At 67.9% G+C, this 16,324-nt stretch carries 9 protein-coding genes and 5 pseudogenes; 6 read left to right on the forward strand and 8 right to left on the reverse strand.

Annotated elements, in window-relative coordinates; translation table 11 throughout:
* Positions 1-184 precede the first annotated feature (184 nt).
* Positions 185-1,318, reverse strand: a pseudogene (locus AC07CM_RS40400) (ISAzo13 family transposase); the annotation flags it as partial.
* Positions 1,319-1,826: 508 nt separating this feature from the next.
* Between AC07CM_RS40400 and AC07CM_RS40405 the strand changes: the two are divergent.
* Positions 1,827-5,591, forward strand: coding sequence for an alpha/beta fold hydrolase (locus AC07CM_RS40405; protein WP_478881521.1), 3,765 nt, complete (start codon positions 1,827-1,829; stop codon positions 5,589-5,591).
* A 490-nt stretch (positions 5,592-6,081) separates the two neighbouring features.
* Here AC07CM_RS40405 and AC07CM_RS40410 read toward each other — a convergent pair.
* Positions 6,082-6,198, reverse strand: a pseudogene (locus AC07CM_RS40410) ((2Fe-2S) ferredoxin domain-containing protein); the annotation flags it as partial.
* A gap of 178 nt (positions 6,199-6,376) precedes the next feature.
* Positions 6,377-7,666, reverse strand: coding sequence for a hypothetical protein (locus AC07CM_RS40415; RefSeq protein WP_478881565.1), 1,290 nt, complete (start codon positions 7,664-7,666; stop codon positions 6,377-6,379).
* A gap of 899 nt (positions 7,667-8,565) precedes the next feature.
* Here AC07CM_RS40415 and AC07CM_RS40420 point away from each other — a divergent pair.
* The 3 genes and pseudogenes from AC07CM_RS40420 to AC07CM_RS40430 all read left to right on the forward strand — a co-directional run.
* Positions 8,566-9,852 (forward strand): NucA/NucB deoxyribonuclease domain-containing protein, encoded by a 1,287-nt coding sequence (locus tag AC07CM_RS40420; RefSeq protein ID WP_478881522.1) that lies wholly within the window; start codon positions 8,566-8,568, stop codon positions 9,850-9,852.
* 39 nt (positions 9,853-9,891) lie between these two features.
* Positions 9,892-10,122 (forward strand): annotated as a pseudogene (locus AC07CM_RS40425) (ArsR/SmtB family transcription factor); the annotation flags it as partial.
* A 949-nt stretch (positions 10,123-11,071) separates the two neighbouring features.
* A pseudogene (locus AC07CM_RS40430) lies at positions 11,072-11,929 on the forward strand (Tn3 family transposase); the annotation flags it as partial.
* 369 nt (positions 11,930-12,298) lie between these two features.
* Here AC07CM_RS40430 and AC07CM_RS40435 read toward each other — a convergent pair.
* Complete coding sequence (locus tag AC07CM_RS40435; RefSeq protein ID WP_478881523.1) at positions 12,299-12,592, reverse strand: DUF1330 domain-containing protein; 294 nt, start codon at positions 12,590-12,592, stop codon at positions 12,299-12,301.
* A 182-nt stretch (positions 12,593-12,774) separates the two neighbouring features.
* On the opposite strand from AC07CM_RS40435, the gene AC07CM_RS40440 reads away from it, so the two are divergent.
* Positions 12,775-13,851, forward strand: a complete 1,077-nt coding sequence (locus AC07CM_RS40440; protein WP_478881524.1) for a GlxA family transcriptional regulator — start codon at positions 12,775-12,777, stop codon at positions 13,849-13,851.
* A 29-nt stretch (positions 13,852-13,880) separates the two neighbouring features.
* Here the strand turns inward: AC07CM_RS40440 and AC07CM_RS40445 are convergent, their stop codons facing one another.
* The 4 genes from AC07CM_RS40445 to AC07CM_RS40460 all read right to left on the reverse strand — a co-directional run bounded on the left by AC07CM_RS40445 (position 13,881) and on the right by AC07CM_RS40460 (position 14,990).
* Positions 13,881-14,204, reverse strand: a complete 324-nt coding sequence (locus AC07CM_RS40445; protein WP_478881525.1) for a hypothetical protein — start codon at positions 14,202-14,204, stop codon at positions 13,881-13,883.
* A gap of 51 nt (positions 14,205-14,255) precedes the next feature.
* On the reverse strand, positions 14,256-14,435 hold the full coding sequence (locus tag AC07CM_RS40450; protein ID WP_478881526.1) for a hypothetical protein: 180 nt from the start codon (positions 14,433-14,435) through the stop codon (positions 14,256-14,258).
* A 30-nt stretch (positions 14,436-14,465) separates the two neighbouring features.
* Positions 14,466-14,660, reverse strand: a complete 195-nt coding sequence (locus AC07CM_RS40455) for a hypothetical protein (RefSeq protein ID WP_478881527.1) — start codon at positions 14,658-14,660, stop codon at positions 14,466-14,468.
* A gap of 120 nt (positions 14,661-14,780) precedes the next feature.
* On the reverse strand, positions 14,781-14,990 hold the full coding sequence (locus AC07CM_RS40460; protein WP_478881528.1) for a hypothetical protein: 210 nt from the start codon (positions 14,988-14,990) through the stop codon (positions 14,781-14,783).
* Between the two features lie 358 nt (positions 14,991-15,348).
* Here AC07CM_RS40460 and AC07CM_RS40465 point away from each other — a divergent pair.
* Positions 15,349-16,324: pseudogene (locus tag AC07CM_RS40465) on the forward strand (hypothetical protein); the annotation flags it as partial.

Here is a 16,324-nt window from a genome sequence, read left to right on the forward strand (position 1 = left end):
ACATCTCGAAGCGTGGAGAACGGCCGCCTCCGCTGTCCCGAGAAAAACCGCAGATCAGCAGGTCGGGTGACAGGCGAGGTTAAACGTCAAGCTAAGGGCTTGTCGGGAATCAACACGTCGCTTTGATCTTGGATTTGGCCGGGTCGAGGAATGTGGCGATGTCGGTCGGCGTGCGGAAGCGGGCTGTTGAGGCGGGGATGCGGACACCGTGGGGTTCCAGGAGCGGGCGGACATCTTTCACTGCACGGCTGATGGTCATGGCAGTGGTGTTGAAGAGCTGGCCGAGAAGCTCCTGAAGAGCGTGTTTTCGCAGGTAGAGGACGGTGACCCGGATCTGGTCGGCGGGGGTGAGCGTGGGTTTGCGGCCTGTGCCGCCGGCGACGCGGCGTGGTCCGCCGCGGGCTGCGTGACGGACTTTGCTCGCGGTGCTCTTCCAGCCGGGGGAACAAGGTGTGGGTCAGGTCGCTGAGATGCTTGCGGGACATGCCGGTCAGCTCGGGGTGCTGCAGGTCGTGTGGCGTGAGGGAGTGAGAGCCGTCGGCCGACCTCTGACGTTGCCGGGGAAGGTCTGGGGGCGGCCGGTCATCCTCAGGGTGAAAGGTGTAGTTCCAGTCTCCATGGAAGCGGTGGCGTGTGATCGGCAGGGCGGCGATGGCCTCGTCACTGAAGCGGATGCCGGTGGGGTACTCACCGCTGTCGAGTTCGGCATGCACGGTCAGACCGGTGCGGCTGGTCGTCGCGGCGATGGTCTGGAGCATGACTTCATGGCTGGTCAGGGGCCTGCCGCGCCAGTTCATGGTGATGTGGGCGCACAGTCGATGCTCGATCTTGTTCCACTTCGATGTGCCGGGCGCCAGGTGACACACGGTGATCTCCAGGCCGGTTTCGGCAGCGAGGTCGGCCAGATGGGTCTTCCAGCCGCGGGTGCGGTAGCCGTTGGAGCCCCCGCCGTCGGCAGTGATCAGCAGCCGGTGTGCCCGGGGGTAGTCGTGCCGGCCGCGGGCCTGCCACCAGCGGCGGATCGAGGCGACAGCGAACGCCGCCGTGTCGTGATCGGTGCCGATGGTGACCCAGCCGGTGTTCGCGACCGTCCCGTAGATTCGTACGGGATCGCCTTCTCAGCCTGGCCGGGAAAGTCGTGCGTCTTGACCTTCACGGGCTGCTTGGCAGGCCGCCACTCGTGCCCGGCGTTCTTGTAATCGCCAATCAGCTCCTTCTTCTTGGTGTCCACGCTGATCACCGGGTCTCCCGCGTCCCTGTGGTCGCGCGCCTGCTCGTTGAGGTAGCGGAACTGGGCATCCCGGTCCGGGTGCTGAGAGCAGAGGTAGTCGCGGGTGGTGGCCTTGCCGGTGGCCCCCCCGAACGCTCCCACGAGGTCCATGGCCATCTCGCCGTCCTCGGCGGGCAGCCGACAGCCGTTGCCCCCGGAGCCATGCAGTCACGCGCGGGGCGGGCGCAGTCCCGGGGCATCGTCGCTTCCGATACACCGTCCGGCGACACCTGGACGGCTTTCTGCGCCCCCCTGCCGCACCCCGACGACTCCCGGTGGTCAGAGATGCGCTGAGCAGCCTCAAGAGTACTGTGAGCAAAAGAAGAGGCTTCCTGAGTCTGCGGCGGGGTGATCCGCACGCTTTGCAAGGTGATCCACTGAAACCTGTCCGGCAGGACCCGCTAGGACGGAGCGCCAGCCGTCAGTCCCCCCCTTGCCTCTGAGGCAACTACGAGCAGGCGTGCAGGATGTCCTGCAAGACCGCTCCGCTGCGTATCTGGGAGCCATCAGCGTGAAGCCGACCATACGGCGCACCAGAGGGCTAAGGAGGCTGCACGTGGTTTCCAGGCATCGGAAACTGGGCGTGATATTCGTCCACGGGATCGCCTCGTCGGCCGAGACGTGGGATGCAGTGCGGAAGTCGCTGGCCCAGACGGAAGACCTGGCCGACCTCGAGCCGGATCCTCCGTTCCAGTACAAGACCGGCCTGTTCGGCAAGAAGCCCTGGAACCTCAAAAAGTCGCTGCTGCAGGTACTACCGTCGATCGACACCGTGGCGGACAGCCTCGCGGCATACATGGACACCGAAGCGGAGGACTTCCAACAGTTGGTCCTGGTCGGCCACAGCATGGGCGGCCTCGTCATCCAGCGATACCTAACACGCATGCTCGACCAGCAGCGCGGCCAGGACCTCAGACGCATCAGCCGGGTCGTGCTGCTCGCATGCCCCAACACCGGCTCAAGCGTGGTGTCGGCCCTGCGCAAGGCTGTACCGCTGCGAAACCCCCAGGAGAAGGAACTGCAGCCCTTCAACCAGCACGTCGCCCACGCAAAGAACCGCGTCGTGGCCAACATCATCAACGCACACGCGATTACATCCGGCAGCTGCCCCATCCCAATCTCGGTGTACGCCGGCGAAAGCGACGGCGTCGTCACCGTGGCTTCCGCGCAAGATGCTTTCCCGGGCGCCCAAGCCCTGCCCGGTGATCACTTCACCATCCTGCGTGAGCAACGGACCTTCAATACCCTCCAGAAGCTCCTGCGCGACGCCACCGACAGCAGCCCGCCCCGGACCGTACGATCCGCTTCGGCCGACACTCTGGGCGTGCACCGAGCCAGGCTCCCCGGGCGTACCCCCACTGACGTGCCACTGCCTCCGTACCTACTACGCGCACACGACACACGGCTTCGCGAGGCGCTCCACCGCCCGCTGACCGGCGGAGCCGCTCGCATGGTCGTACTCACCGGAGGCTCCTCCACCGGCAAAACGCGCGCACTGTACGAGGCCGCCCTCGCACTCGCCCCCGACCGCCTCCTCCTGCGGCCAGTCAACACCGCCGCTCTGCAAACCATGATCGACGAGGGCCAGATTGGCGACGCCTGCGTGCTGTGGCTTAACGAAACCCAGGTCTTCCTGCGCAGCGCCGCAGGCGAGAACGCCGCCGCCGCCCTCTTGGACGTGCTGCGGCACACGCCCGGCGTGATCGCGCTCGGCGCGATGTGGACCGACCCTTACTGGCACGAACTCACCGCCCAGGGCGTCCCCGACGATCCCCACGGCAACGCTCGCACCCTCCTGACCGAAACCGCGCACACCATCCGCGTCTCCGTTCCCGACACACTCACCAAAGCCGAACAGAGAAAGTGGAAACAGCTGGCCACTTCAACCAAGGATCAGCGGCTGACACAAGCCCTCAACGCGGGGGTCGCAGACGGACAAGTCATCCAGCACCTCACCGGCGGCCCCGAGCTCCTGGACGAATTCCTCAACGGAACTAACGCGCTCTTCACCGTCCCAGAGCACGCCCTGATCAGCGCAGCCCTCGACGCACGGCGCCTAGGCCACGGCAGCCCCCTACCCGGCCCGCTGCTGGCCGATGCTGCCGATGCCAGCCTGTCCCCGCGCGACCGCCCTCCCCACCATGACTGGGCCCGCAAGGCGCTGACAGACATCAGCAGCGGACATCGCGCCGACGGACGCCCCACCAGCATCCGCTGCCTTACCGCACTCACCCCGCTCCATCTCCCTGGCGGCGCCGCACCGGTCTACGAACCCTCGGACTACCTCGACCAACACACCCGCCGCATCCGTGCCGACCAGCGCGGAGCCTCAGGGCTGTGGCGCGGCCTTCTTACGCACACCACGGACCCCGACGATCTCAATCAACTCAGCCAAGATGCTTACTACCGCGGCATGATTCAGACAGCCGCCCTACTCGCACGTAAGGCCATCCAAGCCGGACACGACAGCGCTCCGTCTGTTCTCCTGAAGATGCTCGATCCCCCACTGGACCCCCAGCACCATGGCGCAGACTGGATAGCCGTCCACGCCCACCTCACCGACCCTTGCCATGCCGTATGGCTGCTGAAGGCGCTACAGGAGGCGGGCGCCGACCAAGCCGCAAAGGAGGCGGCCGCCCGCGCCACCACCGACACCGACCTCACGAACCCCGCTGATACCGGATGGCTGCTGGACGCGCTGCAGGAGGCGGGTGCTGACCAGGCGGTACAGGAGGTGGCCGCACGCGCAGCCACTGACACCGACCTCTCCAATCCCTCCGGCACGGCGCAACTGCTGTGGGCCTTGCAGCGGGCGGGCGCCGGCGGCGCGCTACGGAAGGTGGCCGTCCGCGCAGCCACCGACGCCAACCTCACCGACCCTAAACATGCTGCGCGGCTGCTGGAAGCGCTGCACAGGGCGGGCGCCCACCGGGGCGTGCACGAGGTGGCCGCACGTGCAGCTACTGACACCGACCTCACCAACCCCAACGATGTCGCGGCGCTGCTGGGCGCGCTGCAGAAGACGAGTGCCGAATACGCGCTGCACGAGGTGGCCGTCCGCGCGATCACTGGCGCCGACCTCACCAACCCCTCTGGTGCCGTAAACCTATTGAGCGCGCTGCGGAAGGCGGGCGCCGATCAGGGCGTGCAGGAGGTGGCCGCACGCGCAGCCACTGACACCGACCTCACCGATGAAGACCTTGTCGCGTGGCTGCTGGGGGCACTGCAGGAGTTGGGCACCGACCAGGCGGTGCAAGTGGTGGCCGACCGCGCGACCGCTGACACCAATACTGTCGCGAACCTGCTGCGCGCGCTGCAGAGGAGGGGTGTCGACGATGTGGTGCAGGACGTAGCCGCACGCGCAGCCACTGACACCGACCTCACCAACCCCGACGATGTCGCGCAACTGTTGTGGGCCCTGCGGTACGCGGGCGCCGACCAGGCCGTGCAGGAGGTGGCCGCACGCGCAGCCACTGACACCGACCTCACCGACCACGACGGTGTGGCGTGGCTGCTGGACGCGCTGCGGGAGGCGGGCGCAGACCACGCGATGCAAGAGGTGGCCACACGCGCCACCACTAACACAGACTTTCCCGCCCAGCCCAACGATGTCGCGTGGCTGCTGGACGCGCTGCAGGTGGCGGGCGCCGACCAGGCCAGACAGGAGGTGGCCGAACGCGCAGCCACTGACACCGACCTCACCAACCCCTCCGGTGCCGTGAACCTACTACGCGCCCTGCAGAGGAGGGGAGCCGACGATGCGGGGCAGGGAGTGGCCGCACGCGCAGCCGCTGACGCCAACCTCACCGACCCCTCCGATGCCGCGCAACTGCTGTGGGCCCTGCGGTACGCGGGCGCCGACCAGGCCGCGCAGGAGATGGCTACCCGCGCAGGCGCTGACACCAGCCTCACCGACCTCTCCGGTGTCGCGCAACTGGTGGAAGCGCTGCATCTAGCAGGCGCCCACCAGGCTGTACAGGAGGTGGCCGCACGCGCAGCCACTGACGCCAACCTCACCGACCCCTCCGATGCCGCGCAACTGGTGGAAGCGCTGCATCTAGCAGGCGCCCACCAGGCCGTGCAGGAGGTGGCCGCACGCGCAGCCACTGACACCGACCCCACCCACCCCCAGGAAGCCGCGTGGCTGCTAACGCAAATGCAGTGGGTGCGTGCCGCTCGAGCGTCAGCTCATTTCGAGGAACGGGCCGAGGACGCCGGTACGTTCCCCGAGCACTTTCTTCCGTACGGCCGCGACGTGGAAGGGAACTCACTGAATCCGTGGACGTGGGACGATCTGGATTTCGACGCGGACTCGGCATGAGGGGGTGACAGGCTCCTGCCATAGGCAGCGTTTAAGGAGCAAATCCCACAGTTGGCGGCGGCGCGGCATACGTCGTAAGGCTGGTACTGGGCGGGGTCGATGTCGGCGCCTTCCGGGTTTCTCTCCGTCCTGGCAGCGAGCCGGTACCCATTGATCTCGCCGTGTAAGCGGCCGATGAAGTCACCGCCCTATACGGCCAGTTGGTCGTAGGCGGTCAGCCGCTGGGTGGGGTCGTCGGGCGGGGGCAGGTTTCCGCAGGTCAGGCGATTTCGGAGCCGTGCCTAGGAAGAGCAGTTGCTGCGTCCCCGGCCGGTGCAGGCCCGTCGGGCGAGCACGCAGCGCTCGCCCCCCACCCCAGGCCGCGCAGCAAGAGGCGTCGCCGGCACCACGCCCGGTCGGCGCTCCTGGACTCTGAGCCTCCTGACGTGAGTTGAGAGAGTCGACTGTCTGGGCATCGAGCGTGCGGGTTCTTGGGGTTCGTGTGCGGGGGCTACTCGTCGTGGAGTTCGGCGCGGACGCGGCGTGAGGGCTGGAAGGCGTACAGGTCTAGGATTCCTGGTGGCTTGGCCAGGCCAGGGCCGCCGTCGCGGACCCAGGCGGTGATGTCGTACGACCCGAAGCTGAACGTCGACTTCACCCAGCTCCGCGAACAGGAGCCGACTGCCTCCTGCTTCGGCACAGCCGCCCGACCAGGCCGGGGCCGGAGTAGGGAGGCGGAGGGCCCCGCACGGAACCGGGAGGCCCGGGGGTTCCCGTGCGGGGCCGCGCTCACGGGGTGGGGGCCGTCAGACTCCGGTCAGGGTGTATGTACCCGAACCGTCCTGCCTGCCGCTGGCGTACTGGCGGATCAACTCCCCGTCTGCGTACCGGTCGTGGCCCATCATGGAGCCTGTGTACTTGTTCTGTAGACCGATCTTCGAGCTGCCGGGTACGTCGCGGTAGATGTAGAACCGCTGGAGGTCGTCTTCCCCGCAGGTGGCCGTTGTCAGGTAGGCCTGCTCCTGGTCGGCGATGTTCGCCGGGATGGTCGCGCATCCGCCGTTGCCCCAGTTCCACAGGGACGCTTCGATGACTCCGTTGTTCTCCGTGACGTTGCACAGGCGCCAGTTGTCCAGGTGGGCGCTGAAGAAGTTGGATTCGCGCAGGCGGATGCCGTCGTTGGCGAGGAGCGGTGCGCTCCAGTTCAGGGGCTTGCCGGGGACGTCGAGCCTGTAGACGGCGGGTTGGCAGTCCAGGGCGGCCTGCGCGCTTCGCCCGGTGGCCTTGGGCTGTTCGGCGGCCGTGCCGCGGGCGGGGGCCGGGTGTTGCGCGAGGCGGTCCTGCATCTGCTTCGCTGTCGGGGCCACCGCACCCGCCGGGCGCTCGGCCCGCGCGGCGGGCGAGCCGCAGTCGAGGAGGCCCTTTGCCTTGGCCATGATGCTGTTGGCCGGCACCGTGTCCTCGCAGCGCACCGCGCCTTCCTCAAGGGTGGTGTAGGTGGTGAAGCTGCCGCTGCCGGGACCCTCGATCCACTTCAACGCCCAACCACCGTCGCCCTGTTGGATGCGGTTGCAGTTGAGGCTTCCGTACGTGCCGGTGACCTTCTTCGTGCCCTTGTAGACGCCGTAGTAGCCGGGCCGGGAGAAATTCCACGTGACCGTGTTCGACTCGCTGCTGGTGGATGAGTAGTTGACCTGAACGTTCAGGCCCAGGCTCGCGCCGACGGTGCCGAGGGTCTCGACGGCGAAGCTGCCCTGGACGTTGCCGTTGAGGCCTACGGAGACCGAGATGGTGGTCTGGGTGCTGGTGGTGACGCTCTGGTAGCCGGTGGTGCCCTGGGTGACGTACCAGCCCTTGAAGTGGGTGATTTCCGGGGAGACTTCAGTCGTCTTGATGTACGGGTGGCGTGCGCCGAGGTCGGCTACCGTGCAGGCGCCGCCGAGCTTCGGCTGGTCGGCGGTTGTGGCGGGTTTCGGATGCCCTGTCGCGGCGGCGGGGCCGGCCACGGCAGTTATGGCGGCGAGCGTCGATGCAGTGGTCACGGTGAGGGCGATCAGCCCTCTGGCCCAGCGGCCGGAAGATCTTAAGTGGCTCATCATGCCCTTTCCCTGGCCGGGCGCCGTAACGCCCCGGGCCGGAACCCTGCCAGTTATGTGGTGGGGAGCGGTGGTCGATTGAGGCGAATTTAGCGTCGGCAACGACGCAGTGACGATGGCGGAATCAGCCGGTCTGAGGCGTAACTCATGGCCCTTCATGGGCTGTTAGGCAGTCTTGGCCTTCCCTGGGTTCATCAGGATTTCATCCTGCGGAGCTAAGATCCGCCACCGCCGCCGCCCAGATGGGCTTTTTCAGTCGTGATTTCGCTGCCGTCACCGCGACGGCCAGCGAATGCCAGAACGGTTTTCATCGTCCGTCGGCGCGGCCGACTGCCACCAAGCCATCTCGATATTCGGCCAACTTGCACATTCTGAAAACCGAGGGCCTTCGGCGGCCGTGGCGCCTTGAATGTTGGCGCGCCAGCGTGAAGGGCCCTATGAACGATTGCGGCAGACAACCTTCGGCGCGGCAGAAGGGAATCCAGCGAATCGAGCCCGACGGTGTCTGGCGGTGAGCCGAAAGCAGGAACGCCGATCCCGACGGCCGACCCGGCAACGTCCGCATGAGTCCCGAGCGCATCCAGCACGGGCACGAAACCCCGGTGAATCGGAAACACAAGGAGAAAACGAACATGCCCTTACCAGGTTTACATCGCCACCACGGAGGACCGTACCGAAGACCGAACACGCGAGGCCGTGCCCTGCCAGGGGCGACGGTGGCCGCGCCCGCGCATCCTGCCGACCGCGGGAGCGCCGTGTCGAAGACGGGCGGCGGCGTGAGGCCCGAACGGGCCAGAGAACGATCGTGGAAGATCCTATTTCGGGCTACCGCATGCGGGCACTACGCCGGTTCGATCCCGAGTCGATTTACCTGCCACCAGAAAAAAGGCGGACCACCTTTGAAACGCGTCATACGCCTGCTCGCGGCGATAGCCTCGCTCGCCCTCAGCGCAGTCCTCCTCGCCCTGGGCGTCTCACCGGCCGCCGCCGCACCACTATCGGCGGCTCCCGAGGGCCACGGCACCTGCACGGCCACCACCCCCGGCTCCAAGCTCGCACGCCAGGGCGCGGCATGGACCTGCATTAAAGAGCGGCCCGTCACCGCCGGGGATCTCGCCCGTATCCGCGCCCGCACCGCCGCTGCCCCCGGGGTCGCCGCTGCCCCCCGGGACGGCATCGACCCCGGGGACAACCCGGATGCCAGCCCGGAGGCGCTGTGCACCTCCAACAAACGCCAGGATGTCGTCTCCAACCGCCATGCCTACTGCATGCGGCACGGCATCGTGTACGCGCTTGAGAACCGCGCGGGTGACACGATCGGCACCGCCGAACTCCTGGTCACGGCCCGGTCCGCGCTGGACCCCAACAGCGTGAAGTGGCAGGAGAACATCGCCGTCTACGCTGGCGAGTACGACGGTGTTTCCGCTGTGAGACTCGCTCTGTCGTCGTCGTGCACCGCGTGCATACCGGGGCCGCCCGCCTGGGGCGGCGGGGCCATCGAGCTGCGCGCGGGCACGGAGGATCAGACCGGGCAACTCTCCTACGAGACCACTACCCGGGGCGGCGGCGAGCGCGCGCGCAGCATGATCGCCTACCAGAGTCAGACGGAGAGCCCCGACGCGGACCACCCCGTCATCAGCTATGGGCAGTGGGCGGGCCCCTCGGTGGCCTGTGACGGTCTGGTCGGCAATACCCCCGGCTGCATCGCCACCGATAACCTGGCCAGGGTGGTCCTCAGCAAGTCCCAATACGGGGCCGCCGCAGTGGCCTACGAATGGGCGCAGAACAACCTGAGCGACAACAACGCCATGGGCACCGCAAAAAGGCCACTCACGCGTGACGGCGACAAGGCGAGGGCAAAGAGCAGGAGTTACTACACCTGCAAGGCGCCCCCGAAGCCCTTCGTAGCCGACCCCACCGTCGTGAACGATGAATGTGACGAGTTCCCCTTCGCCAGAACCGAACAGGGCGGCACGATCGGCTCCATGTGCGCGGAGATCATCCCCCGCTACGTGGGCGGCGGCGCATGGCGGGTAGACGTCGCACGTGACGAACCGGTCGCACCCTGCATCAGGGCCCATGTCCCCTCAGACCAGAACCAGAACGCGGGGCGGTCCGTGGGCCGTCAGGTTCAGTCCGAGCGCATCCTCCAAGGCGAGGCGTACCAAGTAGCCATCACCCCCTAGGCGCCGCGCTTCCCTCCCCGGGCACCCGGGGAGGGAAGCCCCTGCTCAGTGAGCGATGTCGCCGAAGCCGTCGGCGTGGAAGCCTCCGCCTTCTCCCACCAGCTGCGCCTGCTGCGCAACCTCGGACTGGTCACCGGCGAACGCCACGGCCGGTCGATCGTCTACGCCCTCTACGACGACCACGCCGCCGAACTCCTCGACCAGGCCCTCTACCACGTAGAGCACCTGCGGCTCGGCGTGCGTGACGTCCCCGCCGCCAGGTCACCACCGAACCGGTGCCCCTGCGGACGATCCGCAGCAGGCGCCGCCCCTCGTCGTCATCAATCTCACGAACCCTCACGTTCTCAGCCACAGGGTCAGTTTGAACGCTCAGGTGGACGGCCCCTGCGGCTGGACCTGGTCGCCGAGCAAGACGCGGACCTGGACGTGGCCGCGCTGTGGGCGGCCGTGGAGGAGGGAGGCGGTGCCACGTGCGGCGGTCTCCTCGGCGGTCGCGACCGTGGAAGCCCTGGTGCCGGAGGACGACGGGTCGGCCGAGGCGGCGATGCGCGAGAAGCTGGCTCTGCGCTACAACACCGTGCGCCCCTTCCTGTCCCTGCTGGGCGAGTCGGACGCGCTCGGCGCGGCCCCGGCCGGGCGGCGCCTGCTCAAGGCGGTGCGACGGCTTCCCGCGCTCTCGCGCCGCAGGGGCAAGGACCGGCCGCTGCTGCCCCGTGAGGTCGACGCCGAGCTGGTGCCCGCGATGTGGAAGCGGGCAGTGTTCTCCAACGCCAAGCTGCCCCAGGGCTCCGTGGACCGGGATGCGTACGTGGTGTGTGTGCTGGAGCAGCTGCACCGTGCGCTGAACCGGCACGACGTGTTCGCCTCGCCGTCGAACCGGTGGGCCGACCCACGCGCGAGGCTGCTGGACGGGGCCCGCTGGGAGGCGATGCGCCTGGACGTGCTCGCGGGCCTGTCGTTGACCGAGGACGCGGGCGAGCATCTGGCGCAGCTCACACGGGCGTTGGATGCGGCCTGGCGGCAGATGGCCGACCGCATGGAAGAGGCCGGCGACGACGCGAAGGTGGAGCTTGTCGTTCCCAAGGGTGGGGGCCGCGCCGCGCTGTCGGTGGACAAGCTCGGCGCGGTGGGCGAGCCGGAGTCGCTGACCTGGCTGAAGAACACCACGGAGGCGATGCTCCCCAGGATCGACCTGCCCGACCTGCTCTTCGAGGTCCACTCCTGGACCGGGTTCCTCGACGCCTTCGGCCACGTCTCCGACCGGCGCACCCGCATGGAGGGCCTGCTGGTCTCCCTGGTCGCGCTGCTGGTGGCGCAGAGCTGCAACATCGGCCTGACCCCGGTCATCGACCCGAACAACAAGGCTCTGACCCGCTCGCGCCTGTCTCACGTCGACCAGAACTACGTACGGGCCGACACCATCGCCGCGGCGAACGCCGCGCTCATCACCGCTCAGTCCTCCATCCGCTGGACGCAGTGGCCTGCAACAAGGTCAACCTCAAGCGGATCGTCACGCACTGGCCGGACATGCTCCGCGTCGCCGGATCGCTGATCACCAACCAAGTGGCGCGTACGACCTGCTGCGGATGTTCGGCCGCGAGGGCCACCCCACCCCGCTGGGGGCCGCGTTCGCCGAGTACGGCCGCATCGACAAGACCATGCACCTGCTCGCCGGGGTCGACCCGGTCGACGACACCTACCGGCGGCTGATGAACTCACGGTGCAGGAGTCCCGCCACCGCCTGGTCCGTGCGATCTGCCACGGCGGCCGGGGCCAGATCCGCCAGGCGTACCGCGAGGGCCAGGAGGACCAGCTCGCCGCGCTCGGCCTGGTCCTCAACGCCGTCGTCCTGTGGAACACCCGCTACCTGGATGCCGCCGTCGCCCAACTCCGCGCCGAGGGCCACGACATCAAGGACGAGGACGTCGCCCGCCTCTCCCCGCTCAAGGACCGGCATATCAACTTCCTGAGCCGCTACCTTTTCAACATCAAGGCCAGCAGCCCCGGCCGGGACCTGCGCCCGCTGCGCGACCCGGATGCGCCCGAGCTGGACGAGGACGACGGGGCCCTGGACTGACCTGGGCTTTCCCAGGCTGCCCGTGTGTCATCCGGGGTCGCTGACCCGCTGCGCCTCGCCTTGATCTTCAACCTGTGCCACACGGTCGCGAGCCGGCCGGGTCAGTCCGCTCTGCGGTGATGGCCCGGACGCCTTCGGGCGGTTACAGCCCAGATGGATGCAGGATGCGCCCCTGGTCATCGAAGCCGTGTGTTCGCTGGACCGATCTGTCGTGTGAGAAGCGGTTCGCGGTTCGCTTCGGGCGAGCGTGAGTTTCGTCGACGAGGTCAGCGAGACAGTCCAGCCGGCCCGGACCTCGTCTCGTGAGTCGTCGTTGAGCACCGTGTGCGTATCAGGTGACGGATGCTCGGCGATGGCTGGGCCCGCCGGTCAGTCGATGCCTTCGATGATGCGGAAGTCGCGCTCGAAGCCGTCGGGGAGGGCCACCAGCGCCTTCTGGTATGCCTCGCTCTCGTATGCCGCGACCGCCTGTTCAAAGCTGTCGAACTCGATCAGAACGGCGCGTTGCGTGATTCCGGCCTCGTGGGCGACGACTCGACTGCCACGGGACAGGAGGCGCCCGCCCGCAGCCCGGACAGCCGGACCCGCCAGCTTGTCGTAGGCAGTCAGCCCCTCAGGGTCGGAAATGGCAGGGTAGACACTGACCCAGTAGCCCTTGGCCATGGAAAACCTCCTGCGTTCGGCCGGACACGTCCGACTTCGAATTGACACTCAGATCGATCGATCCCGACGACGGCCCAGGGGGTCGCGGTTCCAAAGGTCTCCGTCGAGGTCATGCCTCGATCCTTGCCGTTCGAGTCGCCCCCGGCCATGGCGGAAAAGTCAGCTTCCGATACATTCTCGCCATGCCCGTCCACCATGCCGCCCCCGGTACTCCCGCCGCCCGCGACCTAGCCGGTCGCACCGCCGAACCGGATCGCGCGATGCGCCCAGCACCGCGGCCTGGCGCCCACAAGGTGGTCGTCCTCGTACTCGACGGGATCTACCCCTTCGAACTCGGCATACCTCAACACGTCCTGGGCTCCGCCGGTGGCCGCTACGAGGTGGTGACCGCGGGCGTGGACGGGAAGCCCGTGCGCACCGTCTCGGACCTGACCGTCACCCCCGGGCACGGCCCTGAGGTGCTGGCCGAGGCTGACACCGTGATCATCCCTGGGTACGCGATCACCCAGGGATCGACCGCCGCCACGGACTCGAAGGCCCTGGACGCGCTTTCCAGCGTCCGGCCCGGCACCCGTCTGGTGTCGATCTGCAGCGGTGCCTTCCTGCTGGCCGGCGCCGGTCTCCTCGATGGGCGTCGGGCCACCACCCACTGGGCGCTCAGCGACCGCTTCCGGGAACTGTTCCCCCGGGTCGAGCTCGACGCCGGCGTCCTTTTCGTCGACCACGGTGACGTGTTGACCTCAGCGGGGGCGGCCAGCGGCTTCGACGTCTGCCTGCACCTGCTGCGCCAGGACCACGGCACCGAGGTCGCCAACCAGGTCGCCCGCTTCTGCGTCGTGCCGCCGTACCGGGACGGCGGGCAGGCACAGTACATCGAGCGGCCACTGCCGCCGACGGGCGCAACCGGCACCGGGCCGACCCGCGACTGGGCATTGCAGCGGCTTGAACTGCCACTGTCGCTGGACGAGTTGGCCGCCCACGCGGCGATGAGCACCCGTACCTTCGCCCGGCGCTTCAAGGAGGAGACCGGTCTGAGCCCCGGCCGCTGGCTGACCTCGCAGCGGCTGCGGCGGGCCCGGCACCTGCTGGAGTCCAGCGATCTGCCGGTGGAACGCGTCGCCCACGAGGTCGGATTCGCCACCGCCACCTCGCTGCGGCGGCACCTCGCGGCGGAGGCCGGAGTCGCCCCGTCGGCGTACCGTCGCACCTTCCGTGCCCCGGATCCGGCCGCCGGCGATGCGGGCTCCATTCCCGCCTAGCCGCGACGCACCGTACGCTTCCCGGTGGTTCATCCGAACCTCTGCGCCGGGCGTCCATCGGCCGCGGCGCGCGGCGATTCGCCCGCGAGCGTCGTCGGTGTCAACAACAGACTGAGGTCGAAGGCCGGCGCGCTGTGCGTGATGCCGCCGACGGATATCGCGTCGACCCCGGTCTGCGCGACGGACCTGACCTTGGACAACGTGACGTTTCCGGATGCCTCGAGTCGGGGCCCTTCCGTCCCGCGCAGTACGACGATGTACCGCATTTCTTCGATGGACATGTTGCCCAGCGTGATCCACTCGACTTTCGCGTGCAGGGCCTCGATTGCCTGGGCTGTCGACTCGACCTCCACCTCGACAGCAATACCCTGCGTGTTGTGCGCGCACTGCCGCGATCGCGGCGCTCACCGCGCCCGCCGCGGCGATGTGATGGCGGTCATGGCGGTGACCGTCATCGCGGCGATGGGGCCGTCGGGTTGCTCGATGGCCTGGCGGGTTGGTGAACGGTCCAATGAGAACCAGTCGATGGCGATCTGGACGGTGTCTCCGGCCGGCCGCAGGGCATCGGGAACGTCAGGAGCCACGGGATGCTCCCTTGGTTGCGCCTGCCGCGGTCACGCGACCGGCGCCTGTTGCGTTCCGTAGGGCGTGGGCTCGGGCACGGACTGCTCGTGGTAGCGGAGCGCCTCGCGGGTGGCCTGCTGGAACTGCTGGCGGCTCTGATCGATGAGAACGCGTGGGTCGAGTGTCTCCCGCGCAGCCGCCTGTATCGCGGTGCTGGCCTCGCGTGCGGTGCGGCGCACCGTCATGGTGATGAGGTGGCCGGCCCCCCGGTCGGTTGGGGCGGCCGGCCGCGTGCGCGCCTCCAGCGCGATGTTGTCGAGCTCCCGGAAGTCCAGCTGTGGGGCTCTGTCATATCGGTCCAGTTGCTAAGCCTGATTGTTCAGCAGCCAGTGGTCCTGGGCAGCATCCGGGTCTGCTGCACGATCGGGTGACATCTTGACTTGCCCCACCTCAAGTGCGCCGACCGACAGGCCCGTGTCCACGACCAGTGCGGCCAGCGCCGCCGTGCGCTGCCAGGTCGGCCGCTGGTCGGCGATGCGGCGGAGTTTTCCCTCGGACAGGTCGATGTCCGGCACTCGCAGCGTGAACCCCGGTCACAGCTGACGAATACGCGACACCTCAACATGCGAGCTCACCAGTCCCCAGGTCGGACTCCGGCGCCCCTTATGCCGCACGCGACCAGCGGCGGCAGCCTTTGTGCCGCCGCTTCACAGATGACGCACCCGCGTTGCGAGCAATCCGCACGCGTGATGGCATGGCTGAGGAGCGCCTGACGTCTCGTCTACGGGCGCAGAAACGGCCGTTCGGCCCAGACACCCCCACATTCAGGCTCTGCCCCCCGGCATTCCGACGGCCGCCATTGCGCCGCGACCACCACTGGCCCAGGGCCGGAAATCCCGCTGGGCTATTTCAGCACACCGAGAGGACTCGCAGATGAGTCTCACCATCACCCTCAAGAGCATCAAATGCCTCGAGGAAATCAACGAATCTTCCGCATCGGAGGAGCCGTATGTTCTCGTCACTTCCGCCGATCTGAAGTCGCCGATCCCGGGTGTGGGGGCTCCCCCAAACCTCCATGTGTTCCGGTACGGCGTCTGGGAAGACTTCGACGAGGGCGAAGTCAGAGAAGACGGCCACGTGCCCTTCTGGGGACTCGACTCCAACCCGAGCGAAATCAATCATCCCGACGACGTTGCACTGATCGTCTCTCTGATGGAGAACGACAACGCGGACCCCAGCCAGTACGCGACCTACGTCAAGACGGCAGCCACCGCGTCCCTGCTCGCGTCTGTGGGCGAGACCGACAAGAAGTCGCGGTCCACACGACTGGTGCAGGACATCCGGAACGCTCTCGACGGGGTCAACTTCCCCATCCCATTCGCCTTGGACGACGACCACATCGGGACGCACCAGCTGCAGCTGGAAGGCGACGACCTCGTTCCCTCCGGCTCGAGGGAACGAAAGCTCACCATCAGGAGCGGCGAGGGTGCCTACGAGCTGACGTTCCGCATCAAGCGGCACCGGTGGAGCGAATTCGAACTCTCCGGCCCGGCAAGTGCGTCCACTAGCAGTGGCGTTACTGCAGTCTCCCGGATCCCGGGCAGCATGGAGCTGTGGTGGACCGGCGGCAACGGATCCGTCGAGGGAGCCTACTGGTACGACGGCGCCCAGTGGCAGCGCTACCAGATCGCCCCACCCGGAAGCGCCTCGCTGAGTGGCGGCATCACCTCCGTCTCCCGGATCCCGGGCAGCATGGAGCTGTGGTGGACCGGCGGCAACGGATCCGTCGAGGGGGCCTACTGGTACGACGGCGCCCAGTGGCAGCGCTACCAGATCGCCCCACCCGGAAGCGCCTCGACGAGTGGCGGCATCACCTCCGTCTCCCGGATCCCGGGCAGCATGGAGCTGT

This window comes from Streptomyces sp. NPDC044061, from assembly GCF_056434305.1.